A 17,344-nucleotide genomic window follows, 5' to 3' on the forward strand; every position below is an offset into this window, starting at 1 on the left:
CTTTGCGAAGGGTTTAGAAAGCGGCACGCCGCTGACGATAGAAAGAAAACGGAACGTGTCTGACAGAGCCGAGACGAAGTCGCAGAACAGCCTTTGGGAAAACATCAAGGTCATTATTCAGGCTTTGTTGCTGGCAATGGTGATCCGCACCGTCCTCTTCCAGCCCTTCACCATCCCCTCCGGCTCGATGATGCCGACGCTGCTGGTCGGCGACTACATCTTCGTCAACAAGTTCGCCTACGGGTACTCCAAGTACTCCATGCCGTTCTCGCCGAACCTGTTCTCGGGCCGCATCCTGCAGTTCAGCGAACCGAAGCGCGGTGACGTCATCGTCTTCCGCCTGCCGAGCCACCCCGACATCGACTACATCAAGCGCCTGATCGGCCTGCCGGGCGACAAGGTGCAGATGATCAACGGTGTGCTGCACGTCAACGGCCAGGCCGTGCCGAAGGTCGTCGATGGCACCTTCACCTCCGATTACGCCCTTGATCCGGGCACCAACGTACCGGTCTACCGCGAAACGCTCGACAACGGCGTCACCTACGACACGCTCGATCATTCGCCCGTCTCGCGCGGTGACAACACCCAGGAATTCGTCGTGCCGGAAGGCCATTACTTCTTCATGGGCGACAACCGCGACAACTCGCTCGACAGCCGCTTTGACGTCGGCATGGTGCCGGCTGAAAACCTCGTCGGTCGCGCCAGCGTCATCTTCTTCTCGCTTGGCAACGACACCTCGTTCCGCGAGATCTGGAAGTGGCCGACCAACATGCGTTGGGACCGGATCTTCAAAGGCGTCCACTGATGAAAACGAAGCCGCTGTCGGCAGAGGAACGCGGTCAGCTTGAATCGGTGATCGGCCATAGCTTTGCCGACAAGCAATGGCTCGACCGCGCCCTGACCCATGCAAGTACCGGTGCTGCCAAGACCGGCAATTACGAACGGCTGGAGTTCCTGGGCGACCGTGTACTCGGCCTCTGCGTGGCCGAGCTGTTGTTCCGAACGTTCCGCGCTGCTGCCGAAGGGGAACTTTCGGTGCGCCTCAACCAGTTGGTCAGCGCAGAAAGCTGCGCCGAGATTGCTGACGAACTCGAACTGCACCGCTTCATACGCACCGGCGCGGATGTGAAGAAGCTCACCGGCAAGCGGATGATGAACGTCCGCGCCGATGTTGTGGAAAGCCTGATCGCAGCGCTCTATCTTGATGGTGGGCTGGAAGCGGCCCGCGCCTTCATCCTGAAGCATTGGGGCGAGCGTGCAACCCGGGCCGATGGTGCAAGGCGCGATGCCAAGACCGAGCTCCAGGAATGGGCGCATGCAAGGTTCGGCCTGACGCCCGCCTATCGCGTGGACGACCGTTCGGGACCAGACCACGATCCGCGCTTCACTGTCACGGTGGAGGTGACGGGCGTGGAGCCGGAAACCGGCGTCGATCGCTCCAAGCGTGCCGCCGAACAGGTCGCCGCAACAAAGATGCTAGAACGTGAAGGTGTGTGGCAGAAGCCCGCCGAAGAATGAAATGGAACACATGAGCGACGAAGAACACATCGCGGGCGAAGAAGCAGAAGCCGGCGCGACCCATTCCGGTTTTGTGGCGCTGATCGGCCCCACCAATGCCGGCAAGTCGACGCTGATGAACCGCCTCGTCGGCGCCAAGGTGTCGATCGTCAGCCACAAGGTGCAGACGACGCGCGCCATCGTGCGCGGCATCGCCATCCACAACAACGCGCAGATCGTCTTCATGGACACGCCCGGCATCTTCAAGCCGCGTCGCCGGCTGGATCGCGCCATGGTCACCTCTGCCTGGGGCGGCGCCAAGGATGCCGACTTCATCATGCTGCTTATCGACAGCGAGCGCGGCCTTCGCGGGGATGCGGAAGCGATCCTGCAGGGCCTGAAGGAAGTGCCGCAGCCGAAGATCCTCGTCCTCAACAAGATCGACCAGGTGAAGCGGGAAGACCTGCTGGCGCTGTCGGCAGCCGCAAACGAGTCCGTCGCTTTCGAACGCACCTTCATGATCTCGGCCACCAATGGCTCCGGCTGTGACGACCTGATGGACTATCTCGCCGAAACGCTGCCGGAAGGCCCGTGGTATTACCCGGAAGACCAGATCTCCGATCTCCCGATGCGCCAGCTTGCCGCGGAAATCACCCGCGAGAAGCTTTTCCTGCGTCTTCACCAGGAACTTCCCTACGCCAGCCACGTCGAGACGGAAAAGTGGGAAGAGCGCAAGGATGGGTCTGTTCGCATCGAGCAGGTGATCTACGTCGAGCGTGAAAGCCAGAAGAAGATCGCGCTCGGCAAGAACGGCGAGGCGATCAAGGCAATCTCCACCGCGTCGCGCAAGGAACTCGCCGAGATCCTCGAGCAGCCGGTGCACCTCTTCCTGTTCGTCAAGGTTCGCGAGAACTGGGGCGATGACCCGGAGCGGTTCCGCGAGATGGGACTGGATTTCCCCAAGGGGTAAGCCAGTGCCGCGAGGCAGTAGCGATCGAGCCAGTTGATCGATCACAGGAGCAGGGGGCGGCAGGCGCCCCCCAAACGCGCCTTACATCACTTCTTCTGCCGGTCCATCAGCGCCTTGACTTCCTGGTAGCGGCGACGGTTTTCCTGTTCGGCTTCGTTCGGGCCGTAGCAGGTTTTCGAGATGCAGAAGCGCAACAGGTTGAACGGCGGCTGGGCCTTGTCGAACTCGCATTCCACCTCGTTGTTGAAGTCGGTCGGCTTGGCGTCCTCGCGGGTGGAATAAGTCAGCCTTGCACCCGGCGGGTCCAGTTCGGGAAACGACTGCACGACGCCGGTCTTGATCGTCGGGATCAGCAGGAAATTCTTCGCCACCATGACGCAGGCCTGTTCAAGCTGCGCGGATTGTGCGGCCGCCGGCGGCGCCGCCAGGATGACGGCGGGCAGGGCTGCGGCTAAGGCGGCAATGGTGACGGCGGTTCTCATGAAGTCTCCCCAGATCTGGTAATCGTCCGATGCGCAGGGAAATTGCGGCAGAAGCGAATTTGTTCCAGCCCAGCGACAGATATTTGGAACATTACCGATCACGCCCATTGGCAGAAACCGATTCAGCCTGAACGACTTATCGGCTAGAACTGAATCATCTTGGAAGGATGTTGAAGCGGCGCATGCAGTGGCAGGATGAGGCAATCATCATCGGCGTCAAACGCCATGGCGAGACGAGCGTCATCGCCGAGGTAATGACGCGCACCCGCGGCCGCCATCTCGGGCTCGTTCGCGGTGGGCGTTCGCGCGCCATGCAGCCGGTCCTGCAGGCAGGCAACCGTGTCGAAGCCGTCTGGCGCGCCCGGCTCGACGAGCACCTGGGAGAGTTCAAGCTGGAACCGGTCCGCTTGCGTGCCGCCAAGATGATGGAGACCGCGACCGCCGTTTATGGTGTGCAGGCCATGGGCGCTCTGCTGCGGCTCCTGCCGGAGCGGGACCCGCACCCGCATCTGTTCGAGGCGCTGGATGTCATTCTCGAAGCCCTGGATGATCCGGCCGATGCCGGCGAGCTTTTCGTGCGCTTCGAGCTTGCGGTCCTGAACGACCTCGGCTTCGGCCTCGACCTGACGGAATGCGCGGCAACCGGACGGCGCGACAGCCTCGTTTACGTCTCGCCGAAAAGCGGCCGCGCCGTCTCGAAGGATGCCGGGGCGCCTTATGCCGACCGGATGCTCGCCCTGCCGGATTTCCTCACCGAAGGAGCGGCACGCGCCGCCGATCGCGATGGCATGGCCGCCGCATTCCGCCTTACCGGGCATTTCCTGCACCGGCACGTCTATGAACCGCGGGGCCTGACGGAAAACGCCGCCCGGGACGGTTTTGTCCAGGCGGCGTTGAAAGCCTTGTCGCAGAAGCCGGATCGGCAGGCGGGCTAAGAATTACTCCGCCGGCTGGAGTTTCGCCGGTGCCCGATCGATGGGCTTTTCCTTGATCGGCCAGTGCACGATCGCGGCAAACAGCCCAAGCGCCACGCCAAGCCACCAGACCGGATCATAGGAGCCGAACCGGTCGTAGAGCGCGCCACCCATCCACACGCCGAGGAAAGAGCCCACCTGGTGCGACAGGAACACCAGTCCGCCAAGGAGGCCAAGGTGGCGGGTGCCGAACATGATGGCGACAAGCCCGTTCGTTGGCGGCACGGTGGAAAGCCACAGCAGGCCCATGACGATCGCGAAGACCACGACGGAGAAGGGCGTCTGCGGCAACAGCAGGAAGGCCGTCACGGCAATCGAGCGGCCGATATAGATGTAGGCGAGGAAATAAGGCTTCGAGTAGCGCTGCCCGATTACGCCGGCACCGAGCGAGCCGATGATGTTGAAGAAGCCGATCAATGCCATGGCGATCACCGCATAACGCGCGTCGATGCCGATATCGCCGAGATAGGCCGGGAAATGAGCTGTGATGAAGGCGACCTGGAAGCCGCAGACGAAGAAGCCGGAGGTCAGCAGCAGGTAGCTCTGGTGGCTGAAGGCCTCGCGCAGCGCCTGGCCCATCGTCTGCTGCACCTCGCTCTTCGACTGGGTGCCGGATTGTGAGTTGCCGCGTAGTGGATAGGCAAGCAGCGGCACGAGCAGCATCATGAAGCCCATCACGACAAGGCTGTCGGACCAGCCATAGGCGCTGATCAGTGCCTGGCTGAGCGGTGCAAACAGGAACATGCCGGCAGAGCCCGCGGCTGTGCCGATGCCGAAGGCAAGCGAGCGCTGCTCCGGCGTCACGTTGCGGGCAAAGGCGGAAAGAATGGTGCCGAAGGAACCGGCGCCAACGGCAAGGCCGACCATGACGCCGCCCGACAGATGCAGGATCGGCACGGAATGCGCCGTCGACATCAGCAGAAGTCCTGCGGCATACAGGACGCCCGAGAAGGTGAGCACGCGGCCAGTGCCGTATTTGTCGGCAAGCGCGCCGAAGAACGGCTGGCCGAGACCCCAGGCGAGGTTCTGGATGGCCATGGCGAGACCGAAGGTCGAGCGGTCCCAGCCGGTATCCTGCAGCATGGGAAGCTGGAAGAAGCCCATGGCCGAACGCGGCCCGAAGGTCAGCATGGCGATCAAGGCGCCGGACATGATGATCAGCCAGGGCATTGAACTGCGGCTTGCCGGGGATTTGGATATGGGCATGGGAACCTCCTGATGCGCCCGGATCATACTCCGCCGGCAGCTATCGGGAAAACGACTTTTCCGCAAGCTATCCATCACCGCTTTTGATGGAGCGTGTACAACCGATCACGGCGTGCCGGGTGGATCCACCTTGCCATGCGGCTTGCGGCCAAGCCTTGCCTCGCGCCAGATCGTGAAGATGCCGGCCGCGATCACAACCGCGCAACCGGCCACCATGTTGAGCGTCATGACCTCGCCAAACAGCATCACTCCGATGATGCAGACGAGCACGGTCTGCACGTAGAACATTGGCTGCACGGCAACCGCATCGAGCACGGCATAAGCGCGGATGAGGAGCCAGTGGCCGGACATGCCGGTCATGCACAGCACCAGCATCCAGAACCAGTCGCCGAAGGTGATATGCGACCAGTAGAAGGGGCCGACCAGCGTCATCGCCGCAGCACCCGCCACACCGGTGTAGAAGAAGGCGGTGTCGGCACTGTCGCTACGGCTCGCAAGCCGGGTCAGCACCGAATACAGCGCAAACATCACCGTGCCGACGATCGGGATGATGATCTTGGCATCGAAGCTCGCCTGCAGCGGGTTGATGATCATCAGGATGCCGATGAAGCCGATGCCGATCGCTGTCCAGCGCCGCCAGCCGACCTTTTCGCCGAGGATCGGCACCGACAGGCAGGCGACGACAAGCGGTGCGGCGGCAAAGATCGTATGCGTCTGCGCAAGGCCGACGCGCGAAAAGGCAAAGATCGAAATGACGATCTGGGTGGCGAGCAGCACGCCGCGTGAAATCTGCAGCCACAGCCGGTTTGCACCCGCGGTCTTGCGAATGCCCGCTGACGATTGGCCGGCAAGAAACACCGCAAAGCCCGCAAAGGCCCAGTAGCGGATCATGGTGATGAAGATCGGCGGATAAGCGGTGCCGAGGTGCTTCGAGATCCCGTCCTGAACTGCGAAAATGGTCACCGCCGTCAGCGCGAAGAGAAGTCCGGTGGACCGAGGTGTCATGAGGCAGTCATCTTTCGGGCGCGACCACGGCCATATGGCCGTTGGTCGTGGTGCGGAGGGACTGGAGGGGCGGTGGATCGCCCGTCCGTTTTGGCTGCAGTGACGTGTTTGCCGCAATCACTGATTCGGAATAGCAGCCATGCGTTTGGCGCTAACATTCTGGCACGAGGCTTTGTTTCAAGCCCGCTGCTTGATCGGCCACGCCTCGTGGCGGCCGAGAACCGTTACTTCGTCGCCGACCTTGATCAGTCCGGTGGAGCGGGGCACGGCGTTCCAGCCGAACAGGACGCCAGGCACGCGCCGGTCTGCCGACATCCGCACGCGTCCCATTGCCGGCATCGGGCTCGGTACATCGCGCGATCCGGTCACCTGGTCCTGCGTCGTCATGATGCAGCGGGAGCAGGGTTTTACGAACTCCAGGCGGACGCCGGAAATCTCGATCGCCTCCCACTGGTCGTCATCGAAGGGATCGGGATGGTCGATCACGATATTCGGGCGGAAACGCTCCATGCCGACCGAACCTTCGCCATGTTTTTCCATGTCGGCATTAAGACCAGCCAGCGAGCCGGTCGTGGTGACGAGTACCTGGTAGCCGTCGGCAAAGGTCACCGGCGTGTCCGGTCCCGCCCATTCCGCGCTCGCCGTCCGCTTGGCCTGCTCATCGAAGAACACAAGCTGCACCTCGCGCCCGAGCCAGGACGAAAGGGTGGCGTTGGTCTGAGCATCCGCCACCGCCGCATTGACGATGGTCTTCCAAACCTCGACATCGGCGCGCTTGTCGGGCGTCGGGCCTGCGACGCGGAACTCGCCCTTGCCGCTCATGGCAAAACGGAAGCCATCGTCTTCCGGATAGACCTCAAGCTGCGCCAGCACCGGCATGTCGCGCTGGTTGACGAACATGCCGTTCGGCTCGGCCAGCATCATCCGCCGGTCGCCCGGAATGCCTTCCGGCGCAATCTGCGCCTGGGTGAGGGAGATCCCGCGTCCGCTCTTCAGGGGGTAAAAGTTCAATTGCGCGACGCGCATGCCGGTCTCCTAGATTTCGTCCATGAACATGTCGCGGATCGCCATCAGCCGCTGGTGCCGCTCAGCCGCGAGTGTGCGCCCAGTGGCGGTCTGGAACCCGTCCGCCAGCTTGAAAAGCTTCACCTCGAAATGGTCGATGGCATAGGACTTGTCGTCCAGCGGTCGCTGCTTTGCAAGCGGATCGATCGGGTCGTAGAGGCTGGACGCCATCCGGCCGGCAATGTAGAAGCAACGCGCCGCACCCACCATGCCGATCGCATCGAGCCGGTCGGCATCCTGCAGGATCTTCGCTTCCAGCGTTTCCGGCGCGATATTGGCGGAAAAGCTGTGGGTGAGGATGGCATGCGCCACCGCCTCCACATCCGCCGTGCTCCAGCCGAGGTCGGTCAGGATCTGCGACGCCTTCTCCGCCGCAAGCCTGGACGCCTGCGACCTGAGCGGCGAGTTCTTTTCCACCGACACGCAGTCATGCAGCAGCACCGCCGCCGCTAGGATCATCGCGTCCCCGCCTTCCTCCGTCTGGATGCGCATGGCGTTCTTGAAGACGCGCAGGATATGGGCAATGTCGTGCGAGCCGTCGTCACCCTCGGCGGCAAACGGCATCAGGCGCGCCGCAAGCTCCTCATGCGGTGCAAAGGCAGAACTGATGGAAGCTGTCACGCCGTCTTTTCCCCGTTGTCGGCCGGATGGTCGGTCTTCTTCACCAGGATCCGCTGGTAGAACAGCCCTATGCCGATCAGGACTGCACCAAGCCCGATGAAGGATAGCGCCCGCAGGATGCCTTCGAGGTTTGACATGTCGATCAGGAAGACCTTCGCCACAGCTGTCAGCACCAGCGCCGCAGATGCCAGCCGCAGGCTCTTTGCATCAAGCCGTGAGCCGAGCACGAGCAGCAGCACGCCGATCAGCAGCCAGACCACCGAATAGGTATAGGTCTCGCCGGCGAGGAAGCCCTTCCAGTCGGCAATGTTCTCGCCCTGCCAGAAGCGGCGCACCGAAAGCGTCGCCCACAGGAAGCCGAGGATCGCCCCGGCTACCGCCAGCATCGCCACGTAAGGCTGCGGGCGGCGGTTGCGCGCCTGGTAGGCGACGATCCCATAGGCCAGCGCCGGCAGGAGATAGCCCAGGAACAGCAGGTTGAAGAACGGCCAAGGGCCGGTGTTTTCGCCGCTGAAGAAGGGGTTCAGCGCAAAGACATGCAGCGACAGCACGTTGAGCGTCGCCACCACGCCGGCCAGCATCGAGCCCCAGCGGAAGACCGGGCTCGGCGACTTGAAGTCGAGCATCATCAGCACGCCGGAGAAGCCGACGGTGACCAGCGTATAGATCGACTGTTCGCCAAGCGTTGGCGTGCGGCTGTCGAGCACGCCGCCATTCATCGCGTGGCGCACCAGCACCGCGACCGTGATCAGCGCAGCAAGCGAGGCAAGGGCCTGCATCACGTTGCGGATGCGCACATCCGGCAAGTCCTTCAGCATCCAGGCGGTAACGATCGCAAGCAGCGTCGGGATGCCGTAGCCCGGCAGCAGTGCGTTGAAGAACGGCGTGGTGCCAAGGCTGCTCGGGCCGATCAGCGTCGGCTCCCAGGCAATGCGGCCGAAAACGATCAGGATCGCGGCCGCCATCATCCAGGGCAGGGCGGGCCAGGTCTTCACGCGCATCGTCAGCACATAGGCAAAGCCGAGCAGTGCCACCCCAATCGTAGTGGTGATGCCGTTCGTCAGCGTGTGCAGCGCCAGCGCGAAGCCGGCAAAGGAGCCGGCGACGAGCAGGTTGGCCGGCCAGTCCATGGCGTCAGGCGCATCGTCGGTCCGGCGCGACAGCCATTCGGTGCCGGCGAGCAGCACCAGCCCGAGCGCCAGTCCATAGAGGCCATGCGTCCAGTCGCGGCCGAGATTGCCGAAGTTGAGGAAGCTGATCGTCGCCAGCGTCACCGGCACGGCCGGCATCAGGAAAGCCCATAGCATCGAGAACTCGCGCTCGCGACGGAAGCCTCGCAGGAATGCAAAACCGAGCAAGGTAAAGACACCGCCCAGCAGCAGGCTGACAGCGATCTCCGGCGTGAAGGTCTTGATCGGTGTTTCCTGGCCGGCGATCGGCGTCGGCGCATAGAAGTCGAGCCAGGTGAGGGCGGTGCCGGCAACGGCCAGCACTGCCCCGGCGGCCGCAATGATCGCTGCCCATGGCGCATAGACGCGGCTCGCGCCCACTGCGGCCAGCGCGGCGATGACCGCGCCTGAGGCAAAAAGCATGTCCGCCGTCGGCGCAGCCGGCACGGCCAGCATGGCGAGCGCCGGCAACACCGTCATCAGCGAGAGCGAAAGGATGACATTGAGCGGCGGGCGCCGCAGCAGGCCCCACCAGCCGGGCCGACCGTCGTCTGCCAGTGCATACGCGTTGCCGGGCCAGAAGAAGCCGGTCCCGGCAATGGTGACGATCATTGCGAGCGCCGGCGGCAGCGGGTCGAACGGTTCCACACCGATGACATAAAGCGTCACCCACAGCCCCATGCCGATATTGGCGAGCATCGGCACCACGGTCCATTCCCGGATGCGCGAGGCGGCGCCGACGGCAAGCCAGGTCAGCGCCAGGAAACCGAAGAGGGCATTGGCATTGGGCTCGTCGGTGGACACCAGCGCGGGCGTCAGCAGCGAGGCCAGCAGGCCGAGACCCGCCAGCGCCTGCCCATGCAGCAGCGAAAGCCCGATCGTGCCGAAGGAGATCAGCCCGAGGAGCAGGAAGGCGGTGGCCGGCCCGATGAAGTCGTAGATCGCATGCGCCGCAAAAGTCGCGCCAAGCAGCGTCACGGCGCCGGCAGCGGTGAGCGCGCCTGGCACCATGGCATTGTTGAAGCGCTGCGACATCTGCGGCATGGCCCGCCGGCGCAGGATCTCGCCACCGGCGATCAGCACCAGTCCGAAGAGGCAGGCAAGCGTCAGGCGGGCGGCGGGGCCGAGCAGGCCGGCCTCGATCGAGTAGCGCACGAGGAAGATGCCGCCGAAGGCGAGCGCCACGCCACCAACCCACACCGGCCAGCGGGCGCCGAGGTAGCTCTCAAGGCTCTCCTTGCGGCGGCCCGCATCGGCTTCTGCAGGTGTCGGCTCCTCGACCGTTTCGACGATCGCCGGCATTTCGGCCATGGCGTCCGGCGCGGCCGTGGCAGCCTCCGGTTCTGCGGCGGCATCGGTGCCGATCACCGCTTCCAGAAGCGCTTGATCGGAAGCCTCTGCAGGCGCCACCTGGCGGCGTGAAAGCTCCACCTTGACCGCCTGTACCTCCTTCTCCAGCTCGGAAACGCGGGCCGACGTGCGGCGATGCATGCCGACCATCGTGAGCACCAGAACAAGGAGGAGGATTTCAATCATCGGCACGCTCACCTGACAGTTTTGTTCCAAGGGTTATACAGTCGGCTTGGGAAAGAAGGGAAGCGCCAACCATTGCGTGCAAATTCATCAGCAGCCGGTGGAAAGTGTTGTTATTTTCCGTCACTTCTCTATTTCATGGGCAAGCGCTTGGACTTCAATGAATATCCGGTCCAGGTTGGTGGGACTGGACGGGGGCGGACATAGATGACGGAATCCAAGGGGATCACCAAGTCACCCACGGGAATCGATGGTTTCGACGAGCTGACGCTCGGTGGCTTGCCCACTGGCAGGCCGGCGCTCGTCTGCGGCTCGGCCGGTTGCGGCAAGACGCTGTTTGCCTCGACCTTTCTTCTGAACGGCGCGCGCCAGTTCGATGAGCCGGGCGTTTTCGTCACCTTCGAAGAGCGCCCTGTCGATATCATCAACAATGTCGCGTCCCTCGGCTTCGAGATGGACAAGCTCATCGACGAGGGCAAGATCTGGATCGAGCATATCGCGGTCGATCCTTCCGAAGTCGCGGAGATTGGCGATTACGATCTCGAGGCGCTGTTCCTGCGGCTGGAACTTGCCATCGAGCAGGTCGGCGCCAAGCGCATCGTTCTCGATACGATCGAAAGCCTCTTTTCGGCCTTCACCAATCCGGCCATCCTGCGTGCCGAGATCCGGCGCCTGTTCGACTGGCTGAAGGACCGTGGCATGACCACCGTCATCACCGCAGAACGTGGTGATGGCACGCTGACGCGCCAGGGGCTGGAAGAATACGTCTCTGATTGCGTCCTGCTGCTCGACCACCGTGTCCACAACCAGGTCTCGACCCGCCGCCTGCGGATCGTCAAGTATCGTGGCACGGCGCACGGCACCAACGAATATCCGTTCCTCATCGACGAAGATGGCTTCTCCGTCCTGCCAGTCAGCGCGCTCGGCCTCAACCACAAGGTCTATGACGAGCCGATCTCGAGCGGCATCGCGGATCTCGATGCGATGCTGAGCGGCGGCGGTTTCCATCGCGGCAGCAGCATCCTGCTGAGTGGCGTCGCGGGATCCGGCAAAAGCTCCGTCTCGGCCTGTTTTGCAAGTGCCGCCTGCGCGCGTGGCGAAAAGGCGCTCTACTTCTCGTTCGAGGAGTCGGCGGCACAGTCGGTCCGCAACATGCGCTCGATCGGCGTCGACCTGCAGCCATACATGGACAAGGACATGCTGCGTCACATTGCTGCCCGTCCGACCTTCTACAGTCTGGAAATGCACCTGGCCGTCATGTTGCGGGAGGTTCAGCGTTTCGGGCCGTCGCTGGTGGTCCTCGATCCGATTTCCGCCTTTATCGGCAATGCCGACCAGCTGGAAGTTCAGGCCATGCTGTTGCGGATGGTGGATTTCCTCAAGTCGAACGGCATTACCGGCGTTTTCTCGCACCTCATGCATTCTCAGGACGGCGCGACTGAAACCGATGTGGGCATGTCTTCGTTGATGGATGCATGGATCTTGCTCCTGAACCGCGAGGCAAACGGCGAGTTCAACCGCGAGCTATATCTGCTGAAGGCGCGCGGCATGTCGCACTCCAACCAGGTGCGCGAGTTCGTGATGAGCGACACGGGCATTACGCTGATCCCGCCTTACCTCGGCGAGGGGCGTGCGCTCACTGGCTCGGCCCGGCGTGCAGAGGAAGCAAAGCTTCGCCGCGCGGAGTTTGCGCGGCGCGCGGAAGTGGAACGGCTGTCGGAATCGGTCGGAAAACGCAGAAGGCAGGCGCAGGCGCAGATCGAAGCCTTGCAGGCCGAGATGCAGGCCGACGAGGCGGAACTCAACCGCTTGCGGTTGGGAGAAGAGAATTACCGGGCGCAACTGGAAGCCGACCGCGCTCTCATGGAACAAAGCCGTCGTGTTTGACGGAAGGATTTGACAATGCAGGACGCTACAGAATTCGCCAGCCCGAACGAGCCCTTGAAGCTTGTTCTTTACGTCGCCGGCCAGACGCCGAAGTCGCTTGCCGCGATCGCCAACCTGCAGCGCATCTGCGACGAAAACGAACCGGGCAAATATGCCGTTGAGGTGATCGACCTGAAGAAGGCGCCACAGCTTGCCCGCGAGCATAACATCGTGGCTATTCCGACACTGGTACGCCAGCTCCCGACTCCGATCCGCAAGATTATCGGTGACCTGTCCGACCGCGAAAAGGTTCTGGTGCACCTGAAAGTGGGCGAAGAATAAGGATCTGGAGTGATAGGCATGGCGATTGCGGTATCGGCCTACGATAACCTGAGTATGGACGAGCTTCGCCGCCGTCTGGAAGAAGCGGAGGACACGCTGAGGGCGATCCGCGAGGGTGAGGTCGACGCGCTGGTGGTGCGCAACCCGCGCCGCGAAGACGAGGTCTTCACGCTCGAAGGGGGCACCTCCTACCACAGCTTCATGGAGGCCATGGACCTCGGCGCCGCAGCCTTTGATGACAGCAATCGCCTGCTCTATGCCAACAAGGCGCTGCGCGAGTTGCTGCACCTGCCGGACGATACGATCGACGCCAGCCATATTGCCGCCGTGCTTGACGAGGAAACGCTTGTAACGGTTCGCGGGCTCATCGAGGCCGCGAAACAAACGAAGCAGACGGCCGAGATTGCGGTTGTCGTGGATTCGCGGGAGATGCAACTGCTGGTTTCGGCCGCTCCCCTGCAGCTCGGCGTCACCCGCGGCCTTGCCGTTACCTTCACCGATATCACCGCAAAGGTGCGCGCCGCTTCCGCCGAGGCTTCCGAGCGCGCGGCCCATTCCATCATCGCCTCGGCCAACGAGGCGGTGGTGGTCTGCGACACCAACGGCGTCATCACCCATGCCAATGCAGCGGTGTCCGCGATCTACAACGGCAACCCGGTTGGCGAAGTCTTCTCCGATATCATCCCGCTGAAGCTGACCGATTCCACCGGCCTTTTGCAGACGGAAGACATCGTGTCGCTTGCCGTTTCCGGCACCTCCGTCCAGGGCATCGAAGCCGTCGCCTCGCAGGCGCCACGCGTCAAGGACGTGCTTTTGTCGGCAGCACCGCTTCGGGTCGGCAGCGACAAGGTGAGCGGCTGCGTCATCACCATGGTCGACCTGTCGCAGCGCAAGGCAGCTGAAAAGCAGCAGCTTCTCTTGATGGGCGAGCTCGACCACCGTGTGAAGAACACGCTGGCGCTGGTGATGTCGATCTGCAAGCGCACCGCCTCGACGGAAGAAACCGTGCAGGGCTTCCAGGCCGCCTTTACCGGCCGCATCCAGGCGCTTGCCGCCACCCACAACCTGCTGGCCGACCGCAGCTGGTCGTCGATCTCGATTGCAGAGATCGTCAGCGCCGAGCTTGATCCCTTTGTGTCGAGTGCACAGGCCCGCCTGAAGGTGGAGGGCATCGAGGCCAAGGTGCTGCCGCGTGCGGCCATTGCACTTGGCCTTGTCATCCACGAACTGGCGACCAATGCCGTCAAATATGGCGCGCTTTCCAATGAGACCGGCCGCGTGCAGGTGAAGGTCACCCGCAACGAAGGCGAAGCCTGGCTCGGCATCGAATGGGTCGAGAGTGGCGGCCCGGTCGTGCACCCGCCGAGCAAGCGCGGCTTTGGCCAGACGGTCATCACTCGCAGCCTGCAATATACTTCAAACGGTGGGGCGGATCTCGAATATCCGCCCGAAGGCCTCCGCTGTCGGATTCGCATCCCGGAAGAGGATCTCGTGGCAGCCTGACTGCCGACGCTGTGGAAAAGACCTCTACTGAACATCCGTGAAGCCTCGCGTGACCAAACGCGAGGCTTTTTGCTGTCATAGAATGCAGGTAATGCACAGTAAGTAATCACACAACAGACATGATCACTTTGTGTGCATTTTCGACTTGCGCACGGGCAATAGACACGGTTGAAATACCCCCGATAACAAAACCTTCAGGGGGCGATTTTCATGATCTCGCGCAGAATGCTTTCCAAGCTGTCCGCCGTCGCCGTTCTGGCGCTCGGTGCCGGCTTTTCTCTTCCCGCCGCGCCGGCGCTGGCTGAAACCGCCGTCAAGCTGACGCTGGACTGGAAGTTCGAAGGTCCGGCCGCCGGCTTCCTGCTGGCGCAGGACAAGGGTTACTTCAAGGCCGAGGGTCTGGATGTCACGATCGACACCGGCAACGGCTCGGTCGAGGCGATCCCGCGTGTCGCAACCGGCGCCTACCAGTTCGGCTTCGGCGACATCAACTCGCTGATCAAGTTCCTCGACGAGGACCCGAGCCAGAAGATCAAGATGATCATGATGGTTTACGAGCGCCCGACCTTTGCGGTTGTCGGCCGCAAGTCGCTCGGCGTCACCACCGATCCGAAGTCGCTCGAAGGCAAGAAGCTCGGCGCACCGCCGCCGGATGGCGCATTTGCCCAGTGGAAGGCCTTCAAGCAGGTCGCCAATATCGACGACTCCAAGATCACGCTGGAATCGATCGGTTTCCCCGTGCGCGAGCCGATGCTGGCGCAGGGCCAGGTTGATGCCGTGTTCGGCTTTGCCTTCTCGGTCATCCTCAACCTGAAGGCCCAGGGCGTGAAGGACGAGGACATCGCCACCATCCTGATGGCGGAAAATGGCCTCAACCTCTACGGCAACGGCGTCACCGTCAACGCCGACTTCGCTGAAAAGAACCCGGACGCCGTCAAGGGTTTCATGCGTGCGCTTGCCAAGGGCTTCGCCGATGCCGTCGCCAATCCGGAAGAAGGCGTGGCAGCCGTCCTGAAGCGCAACGAAACGCTGAGCAAGGACATCGAACTGGAGCGCTTGAACATGGCGAACGCCATGAACATCAAGACGCCTTACGTCGTCGAGAACGGCTTCGGTGGCATCGATGCCGAGCGCCTCGCGGCCTCGATCGAGACGCTGAAGCTTTCGATGGGCCTCAAGGGCAATGTGAAGCCGGAGCAGATCTTCGACGCCAGCTACCTGCCGGCCAAGGAAGAACGCATGCTGCCGTAAGGCTCCGCTTGCCCCTCAGCTCAACCTCTCCCCGCAGGCGGGGAGAGGGGTCTGACGGGAGAAGGGACCCGGACGCGGATGAGGGGCGATCACAGGCGATCGACAGGAAAGAACAACTGCATGCACCACCTCGTTTCCATTGAAGATGTCGACATGCGTTATGGCGGTGCGGCGGGAACGCTCGCCGTCTCGGGCCTCAACATGAAGGTGGGCAAGGGCGAGTTCGCGGCTGTTGTCGGTCCGTCGGGCTGCGGCAAGTCCACCCTCATGAAGCTGGTTACCGGCCTGCATCTGCCGCAGCGCGGTGCGGTGCTCGTGGCGGGCAAGCTGGTCACCGAACCGGTTTCGATCGTCGGCATGGCCTTCCAGAACCCGACCATGCTGCCCTGGCGCACGACGCTCGACAACATTCTCCTGCCGCTCGAGATCGTCGAGAAACATCGCCACCGGCTACGGGCACATAAGAAGGAATATGTCGAGAAAGCCGAGCACCTGCTCGAGATCGTCGGCCTGAAAGGTTTCGGCTCGAAGTTTCCCTGGCAGCTTTCCGGCGGCATGCAGCAGCGCGCCAATCTCTGCCGGGCGTTGATCCACGAGCCGGAACTTCTGATGCTCGATGAGCCTTTCGGTGCGCTTGATGCCTTTACCCGCGAGGAACTCTGGTGCGTGATCCGCGACCTGCACGCCGCCCAGGGCGTGACCATCGTACTGGTGACGCATGACCTGCGCGAGGCGACCTTCCTTGCCGACCGGATCTTCGTGATGAGCGCGCGCCCGGGCCGCGTCCTCAAGGAACATGTCGTGCCCTTCGAGCGGCCGCGCGACCTCGAAGTGATGTACGAAAAGGGGTTCAACGACATGGTGCATGAACTGCATGGCGAAATCGCCAAGGCGAGGGTGGCGGCATGAGCGCGATTGCAGAAGAAAACAAGCCCGCGGCACCCGTCGCGTCCATGTCGTCCGGCATCGCGCTGGTGAAGCTGGCGCCCTGGCTCTACACAATCGGGCTGTTCGCAGTCTGGGAACTGCTGGTCATCTTCCTCGACATGCCGCCGACCATCCTGCCGGCGCCGTCGCGCGTCTTCGCGGCGATCGTGCAATACTGGTCGCCGATCTGGAAGAACTCGCTGCAGACGCTTTACACCACCACTGTCGGCTTCGCGATTGCGGTGGTGGCTGGGCTGGGGCTTGGTCTCTTCATCGGCTGGTCGAAGACCATCTATGCCGGGCTTTACCCGCTGATGATCGGTTTTAACGCCATCCCCAAGGTCGCGCTGGTGCCGATCCTCGTCATCTGGTTCGGCATCGGTGCAGTGCCGGCCATCCTTACCGCCTTCCTGATTTCCTTCTTCCCGATCGTCGTCAATGTCGCGACCGGCCTGGCCACCATCGAACCGGAAACCGAGGATGTGTTGCGGGCGCTCGGAGCACGGAAGATGGACATCATGCTGAAGGTCGGCATCCCGCGTTCGATGCCGTATTTCTTCGGATCATTGAAGGTGGCAATCACGCTTGCCTTCGTCGGCTCCGTCGTCTCCGAAACCGTCGCCTCGAACTACGGTCTCGGCAACATGATGAGCTCGGCCCAGAGCATGTTCAACGTGCCGCTGGTGTTCGCGGGTCTCCTGATGCTCGCGATCGAAGGCATCGCCATGTATGCACTGATGGCCTGGGTCGAGATGCGCATGACCGGCTGGGCGCACCGCTCGTCCATGTCGCACTGAAGCATATGTTGTCGCATTTACATCCGGCGAACTTGTCGTCGGATGAAAAACGTCCGCCGAAGCTTCAGCAGGGCATGTGCAGTTAGAATTGTCCGTACTTCCTTAAGAGTTTTCCAGCAAATCTGGCACCTTCAAC

General features: G+C 62.6%; 16 protein-coding genes. 10 read left to right on the forward strand and 6 right to left on the reverse strand.

The genetic code is table 11. The features are described from left to right. Positions 1 to 55: 55 nt before the first annotated feature. From lepB to era, 3 genes are read left to right on the forward strand one after another with little or no spacing between them, the layout of a single operon-like run. Positions 56 to 805: a signal peptidase I gene (gene lepB / locus CYG48_RS03425; RefSeq protein ID WP_118849093.1), complete on the forward strand. Its 750-nt coding sequence runs from the start codon at positions 56 to 58 to the stop codon at positions 803 to 805. Further along, positions 805 to 1,518 carry a ribonuclease III gene (rnc, locus tag CYG48_RS03430; protein WP_390920606.1) on the forward strand — a complete coding sequence of 238 codons (714 nt, stop codon included), beginning with the start codon at positions 805 to 807 and terminating at the stop codon, positions 1,516 to 1,518. The genes lepB and rnc overlap by 1 nt, the downstream gene beginning before the upstream one ends. A gap of 10 nt (positions 1,519 to 1,528) precedes the next feature. Then, complete coding sequence (gene era, locus CYG48_RS03435) at positions 1,529 to 2,467, forward strand: GTPase Era (protein WP_118851475.1); 939 nt, start codon at positions 1,529 to 1,531, stop codon at positions 2,465 to 2,467. Between the two features lie 86 nt (positions 2,468 to 2,553). Here the strand turns inward: era and CYG48_RS03440 are convergent, their stop codons facing one another. Beyond that, complete coding sequence (locus tag CYG48_RS03440) at positions 2,554 to 2,949, reverse strand: hypothetical protein (protein WP_118851476.1); 396 nt, start codon at positions 2,947 to 2,949, stop codon at positions 2,554 to 2,556. Between the two features lie 182 nt (positions 2,950 to 3,131). Here CYG48_RS03440 and recO point away from each other — a divergent pair, with 182 nt between their 5' ends. Then, complete coding sequence (gene recO / locus CYG48_RS03445) at positions 3,132 to 3,884, forward strand: DNA repair protein RecO (RefSeq protein ID WP_118849094.1); 753 nt, start codon at positions 3,132 to 3,134, stop codon at positions 3,882 to 3,884. A 3-nt stretch (positions 3,885 to 3,887) separates the two neighbouring features. Here the strand turns inward: recO and CYG48_RS03450 are convergent, their stop codons facing one another. The 5 genes from CYG48_RS03450 to CYG48_RS03470 all read right to left on the reverse strand — a co-directional run bounded on the left by CYG48_RS03450 (position 3,888) and on the right by CYG48_RS03470 (position 10,525). After that, entirely contained in the window at positions 3,888 to 5,129 is a 1,242-nt protein-coding gene (locus CYG48_RS03450; RefSeq protein ID WP_118851477.1) for an MFS transporter, read from the reverse strand. A gap of 105 nt (positions 5,130 to 5,234) precedes the next feature. After that, positions 5,235 to 6,134, reverse strand: coding sequence for a DMT family transporter (locus CYG48_RS03455; protein ID WP_118849095.1), 900 nt, complete (start codon positions 6,132 to 6,134; stop codon positions 5,235 to 5,237). Positions 6,135 to 6,311: 177 nt separating this feature from the next. Then, positions 6,312 to 7,160 carry an MOSC domain-containing protein gene (locus CYG48_RS03460; RefSeq protein ID WP_118849096.1) on the reverse strand — a complete coding sequence of 283 codons (849 nt, stop codon included), beginning with the start codon at positions 7,158 to 7,160 and terminating at the stop codon, positions 6,312 to 6,314. Positions 7,161 to 7,169: 9 nt separating this feature from the next. Beyond that, the gene (locus CYG48_RS03465; RefSeq protein ID WP_199925270.1) at positions 7,170 to 7,763 is read right to left on the reverse strand and encodes an HD domain-containing protein; all 594 of its coding nucleotides are present in this window, start codon (positions 7,761 to 7,763) and stop codon (positions 7,170 to 7,172) included. A 53-nt stretch (positions 7,764 to 7,816) separates the two neighbouring features. Next, entirely contained in the window at positions 7,817 to 10,525 is a 2,709-nt protein-coding gene (locus CYG48_RS03470) for a DUF2339 domain-containing protein (RefSeq protein ID WP_118849097.1), read from the reverse strand. 204 nt (positions 10,526 to 10,729) lie between these two features. Here CYG48_RS03470 and kaiC point away from each other — a divergent pair, with 204 nt between their 5' ends. From kaiC to CYG48_RS03500, 6 genes are all read left to right on the forward strand, one after another. Continuing rightward, positions 10,730 to 12,409, forward strand: coding sequence for a circadian clock protein KaiC (gene kaiC, locus CYG48_RS03475; RefSeq protein WP_118849098.1), 1,680 nt, complete (start codon positions 10,730 to 10,732; stop codon positions 12,407 to 12,409). 15 nt (positions 12,410 to 12,424) lie between these two features. Further along, positions 12,425 to 12,730: a circadian clock KaiB family protein gene (locus CYG48_RS03480; RefSeq protein ID WP_118849099.1), complete on the forward strand. Its 306-nt coding sequence runs from the start codon at positions 12,425 to 12,427 to the stop codon at positions 12,728 to 12,730. Between the two features lie 18 nt (positions 12,731 to 12,748). Beyond that, positions 12,749 to 14,233: a sensor histidine kinase gene (locus CYG48_RS03485; protein ID WP_118849100.1), complete on the forward strand. Its 1,485-nt coding sequence runs from the start codon at positions 12,749 to 12,751 to the stop codon at positions 14,231 to 14,233. 210 nt (positions 14,234 to 14,443) lie between these two features. Next, the gene (locus CYG48_RS03490; RefSeq protein ID WP_118849101.1) at positions 14,444 to 15,484 is read left to right on the forward strand and encodes an ABC transporter substrate-binding protein; all 1,041 of its coding nucleotides are present in this window, start codon (positions 14,444 to 14,446) and stop codon (positions 15,482 to 15,484) included. 120 nt (positions 15,485 to 15,604) lie between these two features. Continuing rightward, positions 15,605 to 16,393 carry an ABC transporter ATP-binding protein gene (locus tag CYG48_RS03495; RefSeq protein ID WP_199925201.1) on the forward strand — a complete coding sequence of 263 codons (789 nt, stop codon included), beginning with the start codon at positions 15,605 to 15,607 and terminating at the stop codon, positions 16,391 to 16,393. Then, entirely contained in the window at positions 16,390 to 17,208 is an 819-nt protein-coding gene (locus CYG48_RS03500; protein WP_118849102.1) for an ABC transporter permease, read from the forward strand. The genes CYG48_RS03495 and CYG48_RS03500 overlap by 4 nt, the downstream gene beginning before the upstream one ends. The last annotated feature ends 136 nt before the right edge of the window (positions 17,209 to 17,344 follow it).

This window comes from Neorhizobium sp. SOG26 (assembly GCF_003491345.1).
GTDB classification, from domain to species: domain Bacteria; phylum Pseudomonadota; class Alphaproteobacteria; order Rhizobiales; family Rhizobiaceae; genus Neorhizobium; species Neorhizobium turbinariae.